This is a genomic window from Streptomyces sp. RPA4-2, assembly GCF_012273515.2.
Taxonomy (GTDB): Bacteria; Actinomycetota; Actinomycetes; order Streptomycetales; family Streptomycetaceae; genus Streptomyces; species Streptomyces kaempferi.
The window spans coordinates 162,415-184,074 of record NZ_CP050975.2; the positions used below are offsets into that span (position 1 = coordinate 162,415).

Genomic DNA, 21,660 nt, shown 5'->3' on the forward strand with positions numbered 1-21,660 from the left:
CCGCCCCTCCGCCTCTTCCGCCACGCACGATGCCCCCTGTGTCCGGTCCGGACACAGGGGGCATCGTGTCGCGCGTGGTGGCTCAGCTGTCCTGGCCCAGGCTCCCCAGCCACGCGCCGGTGGCGTCGGCGGTGCTGCGGGCGTGGGTCTCCATCATCGTGAAGTGGTTGCCGGCAACGTCGATCGTGGTGTGCGCCCGCTCCCACGACGACTGCCACTCCTCCCGCTCCAGGGGGCCGCTCAGGCCGGCGGGCACCGGGGGCTCGCTGGAGCGCACCAGGACGACCGGGCTGTCCAGCGGTCCCGGCTCCCATTCGCCGATGAGGCTGATGTACCAGCTCATGGCGGTCAGCCGGTCGGTGTCCATGTGGGCGAACATCGACTCGCGGTCGAACATGCCGCCCAGCATCTGCTGGGAGAACTTCAGGAACGGCGAGTCGGCGCGCGGCATGTAGGTGTCGAGCAGGACCACGGCGGCCGGGGGCCTGCCCTGCTCCTGGAGGTGCCGGGCGGCGGCCAGGGCGAGGATGCCGCCCGACGAGGAGCCGACGAGGACGACGGGGCCGTCGCCGACGGTCCGGGTGACCGCCTCGGCCTGGAGCGCGGCGATGGCGTCGAACGAGGCGGGCAGTGCCTCACCGGTGCCGAATCCCTGGGTGGGCAGGGCCCATACGTCGCGCTCGCCGCGGAAGGCCGAGGCGAACCGCGCGTACTGGTGCACGCCGGCCAGCGCCACGTAGGAGCTGAAGCAGACGAACGGTGTGCCGGTCTCGCCCTTGGAGAGCCTGATCGGCTCGGGCGCCGCGGCCAGTTCCCGCGGGGAGGCGAAGGTCGGCCGCAGTGCGGCGGCGGCCTGGAGCAGGGCGAAGCCCTCGTCGACGCGGCCGCTCTCGCAGGCCTGCTTGAACAGGCCGCTGAGGGTGTCCCCGGCGGGTGCGGCGGGCCGGTCGGCCGGCGCCGCCGGGTCGCCGCCGGTGGGCGCGTCCAGCAGCCGCTGGTCGAGGTGGGCGGCAAGCAGTTCCGGGGTGGCGTGGTCGAACAGGAGGGTCGGCGGCAGGGTCAGGGCGGTCGCGGTGGCGAGGTGGTTGCGCAGTTCGACGGCGGTCAGGGAGTCGAAGCCCTGTTCCGTGAAGAGCTGGTCGGCCTCCACCGCGTCGGCGGACGCGTGTCCGAGGACCGCCGCGGCCAGGTCGCGGACCAGGGCGAGCAGTGTGGTGCGGCGCTCGGCCGGGCCGAGTCCGGCGAGCCTGGCGGCGGTGGTCGGTGCCGGCCGGGCGCCCGCCGCGCTGCGGCGGCCGGCCGGGCGGTCCGCGGGCCGCAGCAGGGCCTGCAGGGCGCCGGTGCCGGCGGTGGTGTCCATGGCGATGAGGGCGGGACGGTCGGTGGTCAGTGCGCTGTCGAGCAGGAGGAGTCCGTCCTTCGTGGACAGCGCGCGCATGCCGCCGCGGGTCATGCGGCGGCGGTCGGTGTCGGAGAGGCCGGCCGTCATGGCGCTGTCGCTCTCCCACACTCCCCAGGCGAGGGAGGAGGCGGGCAGGCCGAGCGAGCGCCGGTGGGAGGCGAGCGCGTCGAGGAAGGCGTTCGCGGCGGCGTAGTTGGCCTGGCCCGGGGAGCCGAAGGTTCCCGCGGCGGAGGAGAACAGGACGAACGCGGACAGGCCCTGGTTCGCGGTGAGTTCGTGCAGCAGCCAGCCGCCGTCGGCCTTCGGGCGCAGGACCCGCTCGAAGCGCTCGGGGTCCAGGGCGGTGACCGGCTTGTCGTCGACGACGCCGGCGGCGTGCACCACACCGGTCAGCGGCCGGTCGGCGGGGACGGCGGCGAGGAGGCGTTCGACCTGGGCGCGGTCGGCGGTGTCGCAGGCGACGAGGGTGACGTCCGCGCCGAGTGCGGTGAGTTCGTCGCGCAGTGCGCCGGCGCCGGGGGCGTCGGGGCCGCGGCGGCCGGTGAGCAGCAGGCTGCGTACGCCGTGGGCGGTGACGAGGTGCCGGGCGAGGGTGCTGCCGAGGGCGCCGGTGGCGCCGGTGACCAGGACGGTGCCGGACGCCAGGCCGGGTGCCTCGGTGCCGGGCCCGACCGGGGCGAGGCCCGGCAGCAGGACCCGGCCGGCGCGTATCGCGCTCTGCGGGTGGACGGTGGCGACGGCGGCGAGGAAGGCGTGTTCGTCCGCCTCGTCGGGGGTGCCGGGCAGGTCCACGAGCTGGAAACGGCCGGGGTGTTCGGCCTGCGTGGAGCGGACCATGCCCCACAGGGCCGCGCCCGCCAGGTCCTGGATGCCGCCGCCGTCGTCGTCGGTGGCCACGCAGGTCCGGGTGACGAACACCAGGCGGGAGGCGGCGAAGCGTTCGTCGCCGAGCCAGCCGCGGATCAGGTCGTGGGCGGGGGTGAGCGCGGAGCGGACGGTGCCGGGGACGTCGTGTCCGTCGTCGGGGCGGTGGCCGTCGGGGGCGACGAGCACGATGTCCGGCATGGTCATGCCGGTGTCCACGGCCTTGCCGAGTGCTTCGAGGTCGGCGTACGTCTCCAGGTGGACGCCCGCGGCGTCGACGGACCGGGCCACCCGGTCGTCGCCCTCGCCGAGGATGATCCAGCGGGCCGATTCCGGGCGGGGTGCGGCCGGGGCGGGCCGTGCGTCGCTCCAGGCCAGGCGCAGCAGCCCGGGTGCCCGGCCGTCGTGTTCGCGCGGCGGTTCGGCGGCCACGGCGCGCAGGGTGAGGGACTCGGCGGTGGCGACGGGCCGGCCGTCGGTGTCGGCGACGAGCACGGAGAACCCGTGGGCGTGTCCGGCCGGCGCCAGCCGCACCCTGAGGGCGGTGGCGCCCTCCGCGTGCAGGGTCAGGCCGCTCCACGCGAAGGGCAGCATGGGCTCCGCCGACTTCCCGGCGCCGCCCGGGAGTTCGACGAGAAGCGCGTGGGTCGCCGCGTCCAGCAGGGCGGGGTGGAGGCCGAAGCGGGGGGCGTCGGCGCGGTACTCCTCGGGAAGGGCGACCTCGGCGAACACCTCGTCGCCGCGCCGCCACACCCGGCCCAGGCCCTGGAAGCTGGGCCCGTAGCCGAACCCGGCCTCGGCGAACCCCTCGTAGTGGCCGCCGTCGGCGACGGCCTCGGCGCCGTGCGGGGGCCAGACGCTCAGGTCGGCGGACGGCGCGGCCGGGGCCTGGTCCTCGGGGGCGAGGGTGCCCCGGGCGTGCTGTTCCCACGGCGTGTCGGTGTCGGTGTCGGCGGGGCGCGCGTACACGCCGAAGGTGCGCCGGCCCCGCTCGTCGGGTGCTTCGACGGTGACCTGGAGCTGGACGGCTCCCTCGCGGGGGATCACCAGCGGGCTGTGCAGGGTGAGTTCGGCGAGGTGGGCGCAGCCGGTGCGGTCGCCCGCGTGGACGGCGAGGTCGAGGTAGCCGGTCGCGGGCAGGATGACCTGGCCGAGCACGGTGTGGTCGGCGAGCCAGGGGTGGGTGCGCAGGGACAGGCGTCCGGTGAGCAGGACGGTGTCGGAGCCGGCGGGGCGGACGGCGGCGCCCAGGAAGGGGTGGGCCGCCGTTTCCAGGCCGGCGCCCGCCAGGTCGCCGGTCCAGGGGGCGCTGGGCAGCCAGTAGCGCTCGTGCTGGAAGGCGTAGGTGGGCAGCGGGACGGGCCGGGCGCCGGTGAACAGGGCGGGCCAGTCGGGTTCGGTGCCGGTGGTGAACAGCCGGCCGAGCGCGGTGAGCAGGCCGCGGGCCTCGGGGACGTCCTTGCGGACGGCCGGGACGAGCTGGGCCTCGGGGCGGCCGGGGTCGTCCAGGGCCGCCGTGGCCAGGGTGGTCAGGGTGGCGTCCGGACCGATCTCCAGGAAGCGGGTGACGGCGAGATCGTCGCGGAGGTGACGGACGGCGTCGTGGAAGCGGACCGGCTCGCGGACGTGGCGTACCCAGTACTCGGGGTCGGTCAACTGCCGTGCGCCGACCGGCTCTCCGGTCGTGCCGGAGACGAAGGCCAGCGTCGGGGCGGAGTAGGTGAGCCCTGCGGCGACGGTCCGGAAGGCGTCGAGGACGGGGTCCATCAGCGGCGAGTGGAAGGCGTGGCTGACGCGCAGCCGGGAGGTCTTGCGGCCCTGCGCCGCCAGCTGGTCGGCGACGGCGGTGACGGCGTCCTCGGTGCCGGAGACGACCGTGGCCGCGGGCCCGTTGAGGGCGGCGATGCCGAGGGCGGTCTCCCGCCCGGCGAGCAGGGGCAGCACCTCCGCCTCGGAGGCCTGCACGGCGGCCATCGCGCCGCCCGGGGGCAGTTGCTGCATGAGGCGGCCGCGGGCGGCGACGAGGGTGCAGGCGTCGGGGAGGGAGAGGACGCCGGCGACGTGGGCCGCGGCGAGTTCGCCGACGGAGTGGCCGGTGACCTGGTCGGGGACGATGCCCCAGGACTCCAGCAGGCGGTAGAGGGCGACCTCGAAGGCGAACAGGGCGGGCTGGGCGTGCTCGGTGCGGTTCAGGACCTCGGCGGCAGCGGCCTCGGAGCCGTCGCCGTCGCCGTCGCCGTCGCCGTCGCCGTCGCCGAGGATGATCTCGCGCAGTCCGGGGAGGTGGGCGCAGGCCGCGTCGAAGGCCTCGGCGAACACGGGGTAGGTGCGGTGGAGTTCGCGGCCCATGCCGGGGCGCTGGGCGCCCTGGCCGGTGAACAGGAACGCGGTGCGGCCGGCGCCGCGCGCCACGCCGGCCGGGGTGCGGGGCTCGGAGCGCCCCTCGGCCAGCGCGGTGAGGGCCTCGGTGAGTTCCGCCCGGTCGGCGCCGACGACGACGGCCCGGTGTTCGAAGGCGGTGCGGGTGGTGGCGAGGGACAGTCCCACGTCGCGGGCGTCGGCCCGGGGCCGGTCGGCGAGGTGGGTGAGCAGGCGGCCCGCCTGGTCCCGCAGGGCGGCGGCGCTGCGGGCGCTGAGCACCCAGGGGACGACGGGGGCGTGGGCGCCGGCGGCCGTGGGCGCGGCGGGTTCGGCCTCGGCGGGCGCGGCGGGCTCCTCGTCGGTGGCGGCTTCGAGGATGACGTGGGCGTTGGTGCCGCTGATGCCGAAGGAGGAGACACCGGCGCGGCCGGGGCGGCCGTTCTCGGGCCATGCGACGGCCTCGGTCAGCAGCCGGACGTCGCCCGCGTCCCAGTCGACGTGTGTGGAGGGCCGGTCGACGTGCAGGGTGGCCGGCAGGACTCCGTTGCGCAGGGCCAGGACCATCTTGATGATCCCGGCGACGCCGGCGCCGGCCTGGGTGTGGCCGATGTTGGACTTCACCGAGCCCAGCCACAACGGCCGCTCCGCGGGCCGGCCCTGGCCGTAGGTGGCGAGGACGGCCTGGGCCTCGATCGGGTCGCCGAGCATGGTTCCCGTGCCGTGCGCCTCCAGGACGTCGACGTCGGCGGTGGCGAGGCCCGCGTCGGCGAGCGCGGCCCGGATGACCCGCTGCTGGGAGGGGCCGTTGGGGGCGGTGAGCCCGTTGGAGGCGCCGTCCTGGTTGACGGCGGAGCCGCGCACGACGGCGAGGACCCGGTGGCCGTTGCGGCGGGCGTCGGACAGCCGCTCCACCAGCAGCATGCCGCCGCCCTCGGAGAAGCCGGTGCCGTCGGCGGCGTCCGCGAAGGACTTGCAGCGGCCGTCCGCCGCGAGGCCGCGCTGCCGGCTGAAGTCGAGGAACAGTCCGGGGGTGGACATCACGGTGACGCCGCCGGCGAGGGCGAGGTCGCTCTCGCCGGAGCGCAGCGAGCGCACGGCCAGGTGCAGGGCCACCAGTGAGGAGGAGCAGGCGGTGTCGACGGTGACCGCGGGCCCTTCCAGGCCGAAGGTGTAGGAGACGCGGCCGGACAGGACGCTCGCCGAGTTGCCGGTGCCGAGGTGGGCGCCGGCGTCCTCGTCGAGGGCGAGCGGCCGGGAGGAGTAGTCCTGGTAGTTGGTGCCGGCGAAGACACCGGTACGGCTGCCGCGCAGGGTCCTCGGTTCGATGCCGGCCCGCTCGAACGCCTCCCAGGACATCTCCAGCAGGTGTCGCTGCTGCGGGTCCATCGCGGCGGCCTCGCGCGGGGAGATGGTGAAGAACGCCGGGTCGAAGTCGGCGAACCCGGTGAGGAAGCCGCCGGCCCGGGTGGAGACGCCGCCGCGTCCCGGCTCGGGGTCGTGGAGCGCGTCGAGGTCCCAGTCGCGGTCGTCGGGGAAGGGGGTGATCGCGTCGGTGCCGGCGGTCAGCAGCCGCCAGAACTCCTCGGGCGTGCCGACGTCGCCGGGGAACCGGCAGGCCATGCCGATGATGGCGATCGGGTCGTCGTCGGGGTCCGGGCGCCGTACCCCCAGGGCCGCGGGCGCGGTGGGTGCCGGGGCGCTCGCGGGGGCGAACGCGGCGCCGAGGTGGTCGGCGAGCGCGGCGGGCGTCGGGTAGTCGTAGACGAGGCTGGTCGGCAGCCGCAGACCGGTGGCCGCGTTGAGGGCGTTGCGCAGTTCGACGGCGGTCAGCGAGTCGAAGCCGAGTTCCCGGAAGGCCCGGTGGGGTTCGACCTCGTCGGGGCTGGGGTGGTTGAGCACGTAGGCGATGTGCGCCCGGACGAGGGTGAGCAGGGCGCCGCGGCGGTCGCTGTCGCCGAGTGGGGCGAGCTGTTCGGCGAGGCCGGTGCGCTCCCCCGGCGCGGGCTCCGGTGCGGTGCCGCGCGCGCCGGCCAGGGCGTGCCGGGCTTCGGGCAGGGCGGCGTAGAGGCGGCGCGGGCGGCCCTTGGCGAGTTCGGCGCCGAACACCTCCCAGTCGATGTCGGTGACGACGAGGGTGGTGTCGCCGTGGTCGAGGGCGTGCTGGAGCGCGGTGACGGCCGTGTCGGGGTCCATGAGGCGTACGCCGTGGCGTTCCAGGCGTTCGCCGACGGTGCCGGAGGCCATGCCGCCGTCGGCCCAGCCGCTCCAGGCGACGGCGGTCGCGGGCAGTCCGCGGGCGCGGCGGTCCTCCGCCAAGGCGTCGAGGAAGGCGTTGCCGGGGGCGTAGTTGCCGTGGCCGGGGCTGCCGAAGACTCCGGAGGACGAGGAGAACAGGACGAAGGCGGACAGGTCGAGGCCGGCGGTGGCGGAGTCGAGGTTGAGGGCGCCGCCCACCTTGACGCGCAGCACGTCGGCGAGGCGTTCGGGGGTGAGGGAGCCGATGACGCCGTCGTCGAGGACGGCGGCCGTGTGGAACACGGCGGCCAGAGGCCGTTCGTCGGGTATCGCGGCGAGCAGGCGGGCGAGGTCGCCGGGGTCGGCGAGGTCGCAGCGGGCGATGTCGGCGCGGGCGCCGAGGGCGGCGAGTTCGGCGGCGAACTCGGCGCCGCCGGGCGCGTCCGGGCCGGAGCGGCTGACCAGCAGCAGGTCGCGGGCGCCGGAGCGGGCGAGCCAGCGGGCGACGTGCCGGCCGAGTGCGCCGGTGCCGCCGGTGACCAGAACGGTGCCCTCGGGGTGCCAGCGGCGGCCGGCCGGCAGGGCGCCGGTGGCCGCGCGCAGCAGACGGCGGCCGAGGACGCCGGTGGCGCGGATCGCGACCTGGTCCTCGTGGTCGCGGCCGGCCAGTACGGCGGTGAACCGGTCGGCGGCCCGCTCGTCGAGGGCGGCGGGCAGGTCGACGAGACCGCCCCAGAGGTCGGCCTGTTCGAGGGCGACGACCCGTCCGAACCCCCAGACCATCGACTGGACGGGCGCCTGCGGGGCGCTGCGCGCGTCGGTCGCGACGGCGCCGCGCGTGGTGAACCACACGGGGACGTCGGCGCCGAGGTCCTGCAGCGCCTGGACGAGGGTGACGGTCCCGGCGGACCCCCTCGGTACGGCGGGCAGCGCGGGCAGCGGGTCCTCGTCGAGGGCGAGCAGCGAGACGACTCCGGCGGCTTTCGGGGCACGGTTCGTCGCGGTCGGACCGGCGGGCCCGGCGGGCCCGGCGGAGGGGCCGGCGCTCCCGGTGAGGGCGGTGGAGAGGGCGGCGGCGACGGCGCTCCGGTCGGCCGCGCAGTCGACGGGGACGGCCACCGGGGTGGCGCCGGCGCGCCGCAGGGCGGCGGTCAGGGCGGTGGCCTCGGGGCCGTCCTCGCGGCCCAGCGGGACGACGACGAGCCAGCGGCCGGTGAGGGCGGGGGCGGGCCCGTCCTCGACGGGCTGCCAGGCGATGCGGTAGCGCCAGGAGTCGGCGACGGCGGTCTCGGCACTGTGCCGGCGGTAGTGCGCCAGCGCCGGGACGAGCCGGGAGACGGCGTTCTCGTCGAGGTCGAGGGCGGCGGTGAGGGCCGTGACGTCGCCCTGCTCGACGGCGTCCCAGAACGGTCCGTCGGTGGTGCCCCGTGCGGCGCCGGCGGCCGCGGCCCGGGTGAACTCGGGCCAGTAGCGCCGACGTTGGAAGGCGTAGGTGGGCAGGTCGACGCGGCGTGGCGGGGTGTCGTCGGCGGCGGGGAGTTCGGCGCAGCCCTGTACGTGGAGTTCGGCGAGCGAGAGCAGGAAGCGGGCGCGGCCGCCGTCGCCGCGGCGCAGGGTGGCGACGACCACGCTGCCGGTGGCGCCGGCCTCGTCCAGGACGTCGCCGAGGACGGTGGTCACCACGGGGTGGGGGCCGACCTCCACGAAGACGCGGTGGCCCGCGGCGGCGAGCTCCTCGACGGTGTCGCCGAGGCGGACGGTCTGCCGGACGTTGCGGTACCAGTAGTGCGCGTCCAGCGTGGTGGTGTCCTCGATCCGGCCGCCGGTGACCGTGGAGTGGAACGGCACGTCGGCCGGGCGTGCGGTGACCGGCGCGAACGCGGCGAGCAGGTCGTCGCGCACCTCCTCGATCTGCGCGGAGTGCGAGGCGTAGCCGATGGCGACACGGCGGGACCGTACGCCCTCGTCGGCGAGTTCGGCCTGCAGGGCGTCGAGCGCCTGCGTGTCGCCGGAGACGACGACCGCGCGGGGGCCGCTGAGCGAGCCGACGGAGAGCCGCCCTTCCCAGCGGGCCAGGCGGTGTTCCAGCCCGGCGAGCGGCAGCGGTACGGAGAGCATGCCGCCGCGGCCGGAGAGCGGGGTGAGCGCGCGGCCGCGGCTGACGACGATGCGGGCGGCGTCCGCCAGGGTGAGGGCGCCGGCGACGTGCGCGGCGGCGATCTCGCCCTGGCTCTGGCCGGCGACGGCGACGGGCCGCACCCCGTGGGACTGCCACAGGCGGGCGAGCGCCACGCAGACCACGAACAGGACGGGCTGGACGATGTCGACGCGGTCCAGCGGCGGGGCGCCGTCGGCGTCGCGCAGCACGTCCAGCACCTTCCAGTCGGTGTACTCCTCGACGGCGGAGGCGACTTCGGTGAAGTGGGTGCGGAACACCTCGTCGGTGTCGAGGAGTTCGGTGGCCATGCCGGGCCACTGCGGGCCGTGCCCGGGGAAGACGAAGACGGGTCCGCCCTCGGTGTCGGCGACGCCCTTGGCGACACAGGGTGCGGATGTGTCCTCGGCGACGGCGGTCAGGCCGGCGAGGAGTTCGCCGGTGTCCCGGGCGACGACGACGGCGCGGTGTTCCAGGGCGGAGCGGGTGCGGGTCAGCGCGCGGGCGAGGTCGGCGGGGTGCGGGGCGGGCCGCTCCCCGGAGGTCAGGTGGTCGTGCAGGCGCCGGGCCTGGGCGCGCAGCGCGGCGTTCGTGCGTGCGGACACCGGGAAGGCGAAGGGGCCGGTGGCCGCGGCGGTAAGCTGCGCGTCGGTGGCGGTGGCGGTGGCGGTGGCGGGCGGCAGCGTGTCGGGGGCGGGCGGTGCGGTGTCCTGCGGTGCCGGGGGCTGTTCGAGGATGACGTGAGCGTTGGTGCCGCTGACGCCGAACGAGGAGACACCGCAGCGCAGCGGGCGGTCGGCGGACGGCCAGGGCCGGGCGTCGGTGAGCAGTTCGACGTTTCCGGCGGACCAGTCGACGTGGGTGGAGGGCCGGTCGACGTGCAGGGTGGCGGGCAGGTGCCGCTCGCGCAGCGCGAGGACCATCTTGATGACGCCCGCGACTCCGGCGGCGGCCTGGGTGTGGCCGATGTGGGACTTGACCGAGCCGAGCAGCAGCGGCCGGTCGGCGGGCCGGTCCTGGCCGTACGTCGCGAGCAGTGCCTGGGCCTCGATCGGGTCGCCGAGGCTGGTGCCGGTGCCGTGCGCCTCGACGGCGTCCACGTCGGCCGGGGCCAGGCCGGCGGAGGTGAGCGCCTGCCAGATGACGCGTTCCTGGGAAGGTCCGTTGGGGGCGGTCAGCCCGTTGGAGGCGCCGTCCTGGTTGACGGCGGAGCCGCGGACGACGGCGAGGACGGGGTGGCCGTTGCGGCGGGCGTCGGACAGCCGCTCGACGACGAGGACGCCGGCGCCCTCGCCCCAGGCGGTGCCGTCGGCGGCGTCCGCGAAGGCCTTGCAGCGGCCGTCCGCCGCGAGGCCGCGCTGCCGGCTGAACTCCAGGAAGACGGTGGGCGTCGACATGACGGTGACGCCGCCGGCGAGCGCGAGGTCGCACTCGCCGTTGCGCAGGGCCTGCACGGCCAGGTGCAGGGTCACCAGGGAGGACGAGCAGGCGGTGTCGAGGGACACCGCGGGGCCCTCCAGGCCGAGGGTGTAGGAGACGCGGCCGGACAGGACGCTCGCGGAGTTGCCGACGCCGTCGTCGCCCGCGTTGTCCGAGAGGCTGAGCAGGGTGGTGTAGTCCTGCAGGTTGGTGCCCGCGAACACGCCGGTGCGGCTGCCGCGCAGCCCGGCCGGGTCGATGCCGGCCCGTTCCAGGGCCTCCCAGCAGATCTCCAGCAGGAGGCGCTGCTGCGGGTCGGTGCCGACGGCCTCGCGGGGCGAGACACCGAAGAAGCCGGCGTCGAAGTCCGCGACACGGTCGATGAATCCGCCGGTCCGCGTGTAGCTGCGGCCGGGGGTGCCGGGCTCGGGGTCGTACAGCGAGTCGGTGTCCCAGCCGCGGTCCACGGGCCACTCGGTCATGGCGTCGTCGCCCGAGCCCAGCAGCCGCCACAGGCCGTCGGGGTCGCTCACGCCGCCGGGGAACCGGCAGCCCATGGCGACGATCGCGACGGGTTCCCGGTTGCGGGCCTCGGCCTCGCTCAGCCGTTGCCGCGTCTGGTGGAGATCGGCCGTGACCTTCCTCAGGTAGCCGAGGAGCTTCTGTTCATCGCTCATGCGTGTTCACCCGTTCCCCGGTCCTGTCCTGTGTCCGTCCGCGGTCGCCGTCGCGGCGGCCTCAGGAGATTCCAAGATCGTTCTCGATGAAGTCGAAGATCTCGTCCGCCGCTGCGGAGTTGATCCGGTCGCTGACGTCGTCCGTCGCCGTCGCCGTGAGGACGGCGCCGCGGTCCGGGCCGTCCCAGCGGGCCAGCAGGGAACGCAGCCGGGCGCCGATCCGGTCCCGCCTCGCGTCGTCGTCCGCCAGGTCCGTCAGCGCGGACTCCAGACGGTCGAGTTCGGCGAGCGCGCGGCCCGCGCCGTCCATGCCCTCGGTGAGCCGGCCGCGCAGATATCCGGCGAGGGCCGTCGCGTTGGGCTGGTCGAACAGCAGCGTGGCGGGCAGCGCCAGGCCGGTGGCGGTGCCGAGCCGGTTGCGCAGCTCGACGGCGGTCAGGGAGTCGAAGCCGAGGGCGTTGAACGCCTGGGCGGCGCCGACCTTGTCGGTGGAGGCGTGGCCGAGGACCCCGGCGGCCTGGCCGCGCACCAGGGCCAGGAGCGTGCGCTCCTGCTCGGCGGCGGACTGCCCGGCCAGCCGGGAGCGCAGCGCCCCGGCGGCGTCGTCCTCGCCCGGGGCCGCCGGGTGGGCGGCCGCCAGGTCGCGGACCTCCGGCAGGTCGGACAGGAGCGGGCTGCGCCGGGCCGAGGTGAAACCGGGCGCGAAGCGTGCCCAGTCGACGTCGGCGACGGCCACGGCCGCGTCCGGGCGGGCCACGGCCCGGCCGAGGGCCGCCGGGGCGCGCCGCGGGTCCAGCGGGTTCATGCCGCTGCGCCGCATGCGCTCCTCGGCCCCGGTGTTCTGCGCGGCCATGCCGCCGCCGGCCCACGGCCCCCAGGCCAGGGAGGTGGCGGGCAGTCCCGCGGCGCGGCGCTGCTGCGCGAGGGTGTCCAGACAGGCGTTGGCCGCGGCGTAGTTGGCCTGGCCGAGGGTGCCGAGGGTGCCGGAGACGGAGGAGAACAGCACGAAGGCGGACAGGTCGCGGTCGCGGGTGAGGTCGTGGAGGTTGCGGGCGGCGGCCAGTTTGGGACGCAGCACGGTCTCCAGGCTCTCGGGCGACAGGGTGTCGATGAGCCGGTCGTCGAGGACGCCCGCGGTGTGCACCACGGCGTCCACCGGGTGCCGGGCCAGGAGGGCGGCGAGGGCGTCGCGGTCGGCGACGTCGCAGGCGGCGATCTCGAGTGCGGTGCCGGTGCCGTCCAGTGCGGCCTTCAGCCGGGCCGCTCCCTCGGTGCCGGCGCCGGAGCGGCTGACGGCGAGCACCCGTTCGGCGCCCTGGGCGGCGAGCCAGGCGGCGGTGTGCACGCCGAGGGCGCCGGTGGCGCCGGTCAGCAGGACGGTGCCGTGCCAGGCGGGGGCGGTGGCGGGAGCGGCGCCGGCCGGTACGCGTTCCAGGCGGCGCAGGAAGGTGCCGAAGCCGCGTACCGCGACCTGGTCCTCCCCGTCGCGGCCGGCCAGGACCGCGCTCAGCCGGCGGCCGATGTCCTCGGCGACCGGGGTGTCGGTGGTGCCGGGGAGGTCGACCAGTCCGCCCCAGCTCTGCGGGTACTCCAGGGCCGCGGTGCGGCCGAAGCCCCAGACGGCGGCCTGTTCGGGTGCGGTGGGCGCCTCCTGGGCGTGGACGCCGACGGCGCCGGCGGTCAGGCACCACAGGCGCGCGGGGGACGAACCCCCGGCTGGGGCCGGGCCGTTCAGGCCGTCCGGGCTGTCGGAGAGTGCCTGGACGAGCGCGGCGGTGGCGGCGAGGCCGCTCGGGGTGGAGGCGTGCTCCGGCAGCGGCCGGGTGTCGGCGGCGAGCAGCGACAGGACGCCGCCGAGGGCGCCGCCGTCCGTCGTCGCGAGGGCGTCGGTCAGCTGGGCGGCCAGGGTGACGCGGTCGGCCGAGGCGCAGTCGACGGGCACGCTCACCACGTGGGCGCCGTGCGCGCCGAGGGCGGCGGCCACCGAGGCGGCCCAGGTGCCGTCCGCGTCGGCGGCGGGGACGGGCAGCAGCCAGGTGCCGGTGAGGGCGGCGGCCTCTTCGACGGCCGGCTTCCATACGACGCGGTGCTCCCAGCCCTCCGCCTCGGAGGTCTGCCGGCGCTCCCGGCGCAGGGAGGAGAGCGCGGGCAGGACCGCGCTGAGCGGGGCGTCGGTGCCGAGGCCGAGGCGGTCGGCGAGGTCCTGCGGGCCGGCCTGCTCGACGAAGTCCCAGAACCGCGCCTCCTCGGCGGAGTCGGCTGTAGGAGTCGCCCCGGCGGGCTGTGCGGAGGACTGGAGCCAGTAGCGCTCGCGCTGGAAGGCGTAGGTGGGCAGGGGCAGTTCACCGCGCAGCGCGTCGGGGTCGTGCAGCGCGGCCGGGTCCAGTTCGGCGCCGCGGGCGAGCAGCAGGCCCGCGGCGAGCAGGGCGGAACGGCGCTCGTCGCCCTCGCGCCGCATCAACGGTGCGGCGGCGGCCGTCGTGGGATCGGTGACGCTGTCGAGGGCCATCGTCGTCAGCGTGGCGTCGGGGCCCAGTTCGAGGTACGTGGTGACGCCGAGGGTTTCCAGGGCGCGCGCGCCGTCGCAGAAGCGGACCGCGTCGCGCACGTGCCGCCTCCAGTAGGCGGCCGTGCGCAGGTCGTCGCCTTCGGCGAGGCGTCCGGTCACGTTGGAGACGACGGGCAGGGCGGGCGGGGCGTAGGTGACGCGCGCCGCGACCTGTTCGAACTCGTCGAGCATCGCGTCCATGCGGGCGGAGTGGAAGGCGTGGCTGACCCGCAGGCGCCTGGTGCGCCGTCCGCGCCCGGCGAGGACGGCGGCGATCCGCTCGACTTCGTCGCCGTCGCCGGAGAGGACGACCGACGCGGGGCCGTTGAGGGCGGCGATGCCGGCGCGGTCCCCCCTCCCGTCGCTCCCGTCGCTCTCGTCGAGGAGTGTGCGCACCTCCTCCTCGGTGGCCTCGACGGCGGTCATCGCGCCGCCCTCGGGCAGTGCCTGCATCAGCCGGCCGCGGGCGGCCACGAGGGCGCAGGCGTCGGGGAGGGTGAGGACGCCCGCGGCGTGCGCGGCCGTCAGTTCGCCGATGGAGTGGCCCATGAGGGCGTCGGGGCGGGCGCCCCAGGAGTGGACCAGGGCGTGGGCGGCGGTGCCGACGGCGAACAGCGCGGCCTGGGTGTAGGCGGTCCGGCCGAGCAGGTCGGCCTCGGGCGAGCCGTCCTCGCAGAAGACCACCGAGCGCAGCGGGGGTCCGTCGAGGTGGCGGTCGAGTTCGGCGCAGACGGTGTCGAACGTCTCGGCGTACACGGGGTGGGCCCGGTAGAGGTCCTGGCCCATGCCGGGGCGCTGGGCGCCCTGGCCGCTGAAGAGGAACGCGGTCCGCGCGCCGGTGCCGGCGACGCCGGTGGCGACGTCGGGGGCGTCGGTGCCCTGTGCGGTGGCGGCGAGTGCGGTGAGCAGTTCCGTGTGGTCGCCGGCGACGGCGACGGCGCGGTGGTCGAGGGTGTGCCGGGCGGCGGACAGGGAGTGCGCGAGGTCGCGCAGGTCGGTGCCGGGGTGGGCGAGGAGGTGGGTGCGCAGCCGGGCGGCCTGGGCGCGCAGGGCGTCCGGGGTGTGTCCGGAGACGGTGAACGCGCGGGGCCGGGCGGCCGGTTCGGGGCGGGCCGGGGCGGGGAGGGGTGCGGGCGGTTCCTCCAGGATGACGTGCGCGTTGCTGCCGCTGATGCCGAAGGAGGAGACGCCGGCCCGGCGGGGGCGTGCGGTGCTTACCAGGTGCGGGGTTCGGTGAGCAGTTCGATGGCGCCGCTGGACCAGTCGATGTGCTCGGAGGGCTCGTCGACGTGGAGGGTGCGGGGCAGTTCGCCGTGGCGCATGGCCATGACCATCTTGATGACTCCGGCGGCGCCGGCGGCTGCCTGGGTGTGTCCGAAGTTGGACTTGGCGGAGCCGAGCAGCAGGGGCCGGCCGTCCTCCCGGTCCTGGCCGTAGGTGGCGAACAGGGCGCGTGCCTCGATGGGGTCGCCGAGGCTGGTGCCGGTGCCGTGCGCCTCGACGGCGTCCACTTCGCGGGGGGTGAGGCCGGCGGCGGCGAGCGCCTGGCGGATGACGCGTTCCTGGGAGGGGCCGTTGGGGGCGGTCAGTCCGTTGGAGGCGCCGTCCTGGTTGGTCGCCGAGCCGCGGACCACGGCCAGGACGGGGTGGCCGTGGCGCCGGGCGTCCGAGAGCCGTTCGAGGAGCAGGACTCCGACGCCTTCGGAGAAGCTGGTGCCGTCGGCGGACGCGGCGAACGCCTTGCAGCGGCCGTCCGCGGCGAGTCCGTTCTGCGCGGTGAACTCGGTGTAGGTGCCGGGGGTGGCCATCACGGTGACACCGCCGGCCAGGGCCATGCCGCACTCGCCGGTGCGCAGCGCGTGCGCGGCCAGGTGCAGGGAGACCAGCGCCGAGGAGCAGGCGGTGTCGATGGTCATGGTGGGGCCTTCGAGACCGAAGGTGTAGGCGACGCGGCCGGAGATGACGCTGCCGGAGACGCCGAGGCCGATGTAGCCCTCCATACCCTCGGGGATGTCGGCGAGCCCGGAGGCGTATCCGGAGCCCATCGCGCCCACGAACACGCCGGTGCGGCTGCCGCGCAGGGACAGCGGGTCGATGCCGGCCCGCTCGAAGACCTCCCAGGAGGACTCCAGCAGCAGCCGCTGCTGCGGGTCCATGGCGAGGGCCTCGCGGGGCGAGATGCCGAACAGGGAGGCGTCGAAGTGGGTGGCTCCGTAGAGGAATCCGGCCTGGAGTCCGGGCAGGCGTTCCAGGTCCCAGCCGCGGTCGGAGGGGAACGCGGAGATGGCGTCGCCGCCCTCGGCGACGAAGCGCCACAGCTCCTCGGGGGAGGTGACGCCGCCGGGGTACTGGCAGGCCATGCCGATGATGACGACGGGGTCGTCATCGGCGGCGGCCACGGCGGCGGTCTCCGTCCGTACGGTGGTGCCGCCGAGTTCCTCGCGCAGGTGGCGGGCGAGCGCGGCGGGCCGGGGGTGGTCGAAGACGAGCGTGGGGGGCAGGCGCAGCCCGGTCTCGGTGTTGAGGCGGTTGCGCAGTTCGACGGAGGTGAGGGAGTCGAAGCCGAGGTCGCGGAAGGACTGGTCGGCGCCGACCGCGCCGGCCGTGTCGTGGCCGAGGGCGGTGGCCGCGTGCCGGCGGACCAGGTCCAGGAGGAGGCGTTCCTGTTCGGCCGGTTCCAGGCCGGCCAGCCGGGCGCTCAGCCGGGGTGCGCCGCCGGTGCCCGCCTCGACGGTGCGCCGGGCGGGGGCCCGGACCAGGCCGCGCAGCAGCACGGGCAGCCGGCCCGCGCCGGCGGCGGTGCGCAGCGCGGCGGTGTCCAGTCGCAGCGGGGCGAGCAGCGGCTCGTCGGTCGTCAGGGCGGCGTCGAGGAGGTCGAGGCCCTGCTCGGCGGTGATCGCGGGCAGGCCGGAGGCGGCGATGCGCCGGATGTCGTCCTCGCCGAGCCCGCCCGTCATGCCGCTGTCGCCGGCCCACAGCGTCCAGGCGAGGGAGGTGGCGGGCAGGCCCTGGGCGTGCCGGTGCTGGGCGAGGGCGTCCAGGACGGTGTTGGCGGCGGCGTAGTTGGCCTGTCCGGCGCCGCCGAGCAGTCCGGCGGCGGAGGAGAACAGCACGAACGCGGTCAGGCCGGCGTCGCGGGTGGCGTGGTGCAGGGCGAGCGCGGAGGCCGCCTTGGCGCGCAGGACGGTGTCGAGGCGCTCGGGGGTGAGGGAGGCGAGGACGCCGTCGTCGAGGACGCCGGCGGTGTGCACGACGCCGCGCAGTGGCCGGTCGGCGGGGATCCGGGCGAGGAGCGCGGCCAGTGCGGCGGGGTCGGCGGTGTCGCAGGCCTCGACGGTCACCTCCGCGCCCTGGGCGGCGAGTTCGGCCACCAGGCGGCTCGCGCCCGGGGCGTCGGCGCCCCGCCGGGAGGCGAGGACGAGGCCGCGTACGGCGTGGCGGGTGACGAGGTGGCGGGCGACGAGGGCGCCCAGGAAGCCGGTGCCGCCGGTGATCAGGACGGTGCCCTCGGGGTCCCAGGGAGCCTCGGGGCCGTGGTCCGGGTCCGCGGCGGGGCGGACGGTGTGCACGCGGGTGAGCCGGGGGACGAGCGGCCGGCCGTCGCGCAGGGCGAGTTGGGGTTCGCCGGTGGCGAGGGCGGCGGCGAGGGCCGCGGCGGGTGTCCCGTCGGGGGCGGTGTCGAGCAGGACGAGGCGTCCGGGGTTCTCCGTCTGGGCGGAGCGGACCAGGCCCCAGGCCGCGGCGGCGGCCACGGCCGGTACGTCCTCGCCGTCGCGGGCGGCGACGGCCCCGCGGGTGAGGACGACGAGGCGGGCGTCGGCGGTGCGGTCGTCGGCGAGCCAGGTCCGCAGGGTCCGCAGGAGGTGTGCGGCGACGGTGCCGGGGTCGTCGCCGGCGGGGCAGGGCAGCAGCACCGCCTCGGCGTCCTCGGGGACGTCGTCGGGGCCGGCCACGCGGGGCCAGGCGGCATCGAGGCCGGTGTCGAGGCCGTCGTCGTCCGCGGCCACGTACCAGCGGCCGGCCGGGGGTGCGGCCGGGGCGCTCTCGACGGGGCTCCAGGTGACCCGGTGCAGGGCGCCGACGGCGGCCGGGGCGGCGGCGCCGCGCAGGCTGTCGGCGGAGACGGGCCGGGAGACGAGGGTGTCGACGGTGGCGACGGGGTGGCCCTCGGCGTCGGCGATGCGCAGGGCGACACCGCTCGCGCCCGAGGGTTCGATCCGTACCCGCAGGCTCGTGGCTCCGGCCGCGTGCAGGCGCACCCCGCTCCAGGAGAACGGCAGGCCGACCCCGGCGGGGCCCCCCTCCTCCCCCGCGGGGGCGGTGAGCTGGGCGTGCAGGGCGGCGTCCAGCAGCGCGGGGTGCAGTCCGTAGCGGGCCGCGTCCTTGTGCTGGTCCTCGGGCAGGGAGACCTCGGCGTACCACGCCCCGTCCGCGCGCCAGGCGGCCTTGAGGCCCTGGAAGACGGGGCCGTACTGGTAGCCGGTGTCGGCGAGGGCGGCGTAGAAGCCGTCGAGGGGGACGGGCTTGGCGCCGGGCGGCGGCCAGGCCGTCAGGTCGAAGGAGGCCCCCGCGGCTCCGGTGGCTCCGGTGGCCAGGACCGCGGAGGCGTGGCGGGTCCACCCGGTGTCGGTGTCGTCGCCCGCGGCGGCCTCGGGGCGCGCGTAGACGGCCAGGTGGCGGCGGCCGGTGTCGTCGGGGGCGCCGAGGACGAGCTGGAGCTGCGCGGTGTCCTTCTCCGCGAGGACGAGCGGGGCTTCGAGGGTCAGTTCCTCCAGCAGGTCGCAGCCGGCCTCGTCGCCCGCGCGCAGGGCGAGTTCGGCGAAGGCGGTGCCGGGCAGCAGGACGGCGCCGGAGACCTGGTGGTCGGCGAGCCAGGGCTGGGCGCGCACCGAGAGCAGGCCGGTGAGCAGGACCCGGCCGTCGTCGGCGACGCGGACGACGGCGCTCAGCAGCGGGTGCCCGGCGCTGCCGAGTCCCGCGCCGGAGAGGTCGCCCGCGCCGCGGGCGCTCATGCGCAGCCAGTAGTCGTCGCGCTGGAAGGCGTAGGTGGGCAGGTCGACGCGGGCGGCGGCGGGCGGGGGCAGCAGGCGCTCCCAGTCCACGGCGGCGCCGTGCGCGAAGAGTCCGGCCACGGCCGCCAGCAGGGCGGGGGCCTCGGGCCGGTCCTTGCGCACGGAGGCGAAGCAGACCCGTTCGGTGGTGTCGTCGGGCAGGCAGGTGCGGGCGAGCGCGGTCAGGGTGGCGTCGGGCCCGAGTTCGACGAACCGGCTGACGCCGTGTCCGGCGAGCCAGTCGATGCCGTCGGCGAAGCGCACGGGCCGGCGCAGGTGGCGCACCCAGTAGTCGGGCGAGCGCAGTTCCTCGGCGGTGGCCGGCCGGCCGGTCAGGTTGGAGACGACGGTGATCCGCGGCGCGTGGTAGGTGACGCTCTCGGCGACGGTCCGGAACTCGTCGAGGGCGGCGTCCATGCGGGCGCTGTGGAAGGCGTGGCCGACGCGCAGGCGCCGGGTGCGCCGTTGCCGGGCGCTCAGGTGTGCGGCGACCTCCTCGACGGCGTTCTCGTCGCCGGAGATCACGGTGGAGCGGGGGCCGTTGAGGGCGGCGATGCTCACGGCGTCGCCGTGTGCGGCGAGCAGCGGGGTGACCTCGTCCTCGGTCGCCTCGACGGAGATCATGGCGCCGCCCGGCGGGAGCGCCTGCATGATGCGGCCGCGGGCCGCGACCAGCCGGCAGGCGTCGGCCAGCGACCAGACGCCCGCGGCGTGCGCGGCGGACAGTTCGCCCAGGGAGTGTCCGACGAGGTACTTGGGCTTGACGCCCCAGGACTCCAGCAGCCGGAACAGGGCCACTTCGACGGCGAACAGCGCGGGCTGGGTGAGGTCGGTGCCGTCCAGGGCCCCGGGGCCCTCGCTGCCGTCGAAGACGATGCTCTTCAGGGACCGGCCCAGGGCGGTGTCGAGGTGGGCGCAGACCGCGTCGAAGGCCGCGGCGAACGCGGGGAACGCCGCGTACAGCTCACGTCCCATGCCGATGCGCTGGGATCCCTGTCCCGAGAAGAGGAAGGCGGTGGCACCGCGCAGGACGCGGCCGGTGACGACGTGCGGCGCGTCGGGCGCGTCGGGGTCCTCGTCGGCGAGCCGGGCCAGGCCGCGCAGCGCGGCGGCGTGGTCCTCGGCGAGGACGACGGCGCGGTGTTCGAAGAGCTGGCGGGTGGTGAGGAGGGCGTGGGCGATGCCGGGCGACGCGGAGTCGTCCTCGGCGGTGACGCGGTCGAGGAGCCGGGCGGCCTGGCCGCGCAGGGCGGCGGCGCCGCGCGCGGAGACGATCCACGGCACGACCGGGGAGGCGGCAGGGGTGTCGGCGGGCGCGGCCTCCGTCGCGGGCGCGGCTGCGGCTGCGTCGGCGTCGGCGTCGGCGGGGGGTTCGGCGGGGGGTTCGGCGGGGGGTTCGGCGGGGGGTTCGGCGGGGGGTTCGGCGGGCGCGGCCTCCAGGATGGTGTGGGCGTTGGTGCCGCTGATGCCGAAGGAGGACACGGCGGCGCGGCGCGGCCGGTCCCCGGTGTCGGGCCATTCGGCGGGCTCGGTGAGCAGGCGGACGTGGCCGGCCGCCCAGTCGACGTGGGTCGAGGGCTCGCTGACGTGCAGGGTGCGCGGGAGGCGGCCGTGGCGCAGCGCCATGACCATCTTGATGATGCTGGCCACGCCGGCGGCGGCCTGGGTGTGGCCGAGGTTGGACTTCAGGGAGCCGAGCAGCAGCGGACGGTCGGCGTCCTTGGCGCCGCCGTACGTGGCCAGCAGGGCCTGTGCCTCGATCGGGTCGCCCAGTGAGGTGCCGGTGCCGTGGGCGTCGACGGCGTCGATGTCGGCGGCGTTCAGGCCGGCGTTGGCCAGGGCCTGTTCGATGACGCGCTGCTGGGCGGGGCCGTTGGGCGCGGTGAGGCCGTTGGAGGCGCCGTCGGAGTTGACGGCGGAGCCGCGGACGACGGCGAGGACGGGGTGGCCGTTGCGGCGGGCGTCGGAGAGGCGCTCGACCAGGAGCAGGCCGACGCCTTCGGACCATCCGGTGCCGTCGGCGTCGTCGGAGAACGCCTTGCAGCGGCCGTCGGCGGCGAGGCCGCGCTGCCGGCTGAACTCGAAGAGCAGTCCGGGGGTCGCCATGACGGCGACGCCGCCGGCCATGGCGAGGTCGCACTCCCCCGACCTCAGGGCCTGCACCGCCCAGTGGAGGGCGACCAGGGAGGAGGAGCAGGCGGTGTCGACGGTGACGGTGGGGCCCTCCAGGCCCAGGACGTAGGAGATGCGGCCGGAGGCGACGGAGGTGGCGTTGCCGGCGAGCATCAGTCCGTGGACGTCCTCGGGGACCTCCACGGGGCCCTGGCCGTAGCCGGAGGTGGCGGCGCCGACGAAGACGCCGGTGGCGCTGGAGCGGAGGGTGGCGGGAGGGATGCCGGCCCGTTCGAGGAGTTCCCAGGACGCCTGCAGGAGCAGCCGCTGCTGGGGGTCGGTGGCGAGGGCCTCGCGGGGGCTCATGCCGAAGAAGCCGGCGTCGAACGCGGCGGCGTCGCCGAGGAAGCCGCCCTCGCGGGTGGAGAAGGTGCCCGGCTTGTCGGGGTCGGGGTCGAAGCGGTCCTCGATGTCCCAGCCGCGGTCGGCGGGCAGCGGGCCGATGGCGTCGCCGTCCTCGTCGACGAGCCGCCACAGGTCCTCGGGGGTGGCCACCGAGCCGGGGAAGCGGCAGCTCATCGACACGATGGCGATGGGCTCGCGCTGCTTCTCCTCCACCTCGTGAAGCTGCCGGCGGGTCTGCCGCAGCTCTGCCGTCACCCGCTTGAGGTACTCGACGTACTTGCCGTCGTCAGCCACGTGTCTCACTTCCTTGACCCGAGCCGGACAGTGTCCGCTGTGCGGGAGCCAGTGCCGGAGTGGGGAGGTCCAGTGCCCGAGGGGAGGGATCGGCTCCCGTAGGGGGGTGGTCCGCGGCGGCGGGTGCCGCCGCTGTG

At 76.4% G+C, this 21,660-nt stretch carries 3 protein-coding genes and 1 pseudogene; all 4 read right to left on the reverse strand.

Annotated features, from left to right (window positions below; translation table 11 throughout):
- Positions 1 to 82: 82 nt before the first annotated feature.
- Entirely contained in the window at positions 83 to 11,113 is an 11,031-nt protein-coding gene (locus tag HEP85_RS00710; protein WP_369657516.1) for a type I polyketide synthase, read from the reverse strand.
- A 61-nt stretch (positions 11,114 to 11,174) separates the two neighbouring features.
- Positions 11,175 to 14,447 (reverse strand): SDR family NAD(P)-dependent oxidoreductase, encoded by a 3,273-nt coding sequence (locus tag HEP85_RS00715; RefSeq protein ID WP_369658096.1) that lies wholly within the window; start codon positions 14,445 to 14,447, stop codon positions 11,175 to 11,177.
- Positions 14,448 to 14,648: 201 nt separating this feature from the next.
- Positions 14,649 to 14,924, reverse strand: a pseudogene (locus HEP85_RS00720) (ketoacyl-synthetase C-terminal extension domain-containing protein); the annotation flags it as partial.
- Positions 14,876 to 21,523, reverse strand: a complete 6,648-nt coding sequence (locus HEP85_RS00725; protein ID WP_369657517.1) for a type I polyketide synthase — start codon at positions 21,521 to 21,523, stop codon at positions 14,876 to 14,878. The gene HEP85_RS00725 and the pseudogene HEP85_RS00720, both read right to left, overlap by 49 nt.
- Between the last annotated feature and the right edge of the window lie 137 nt (positions 21,524 to 21,660).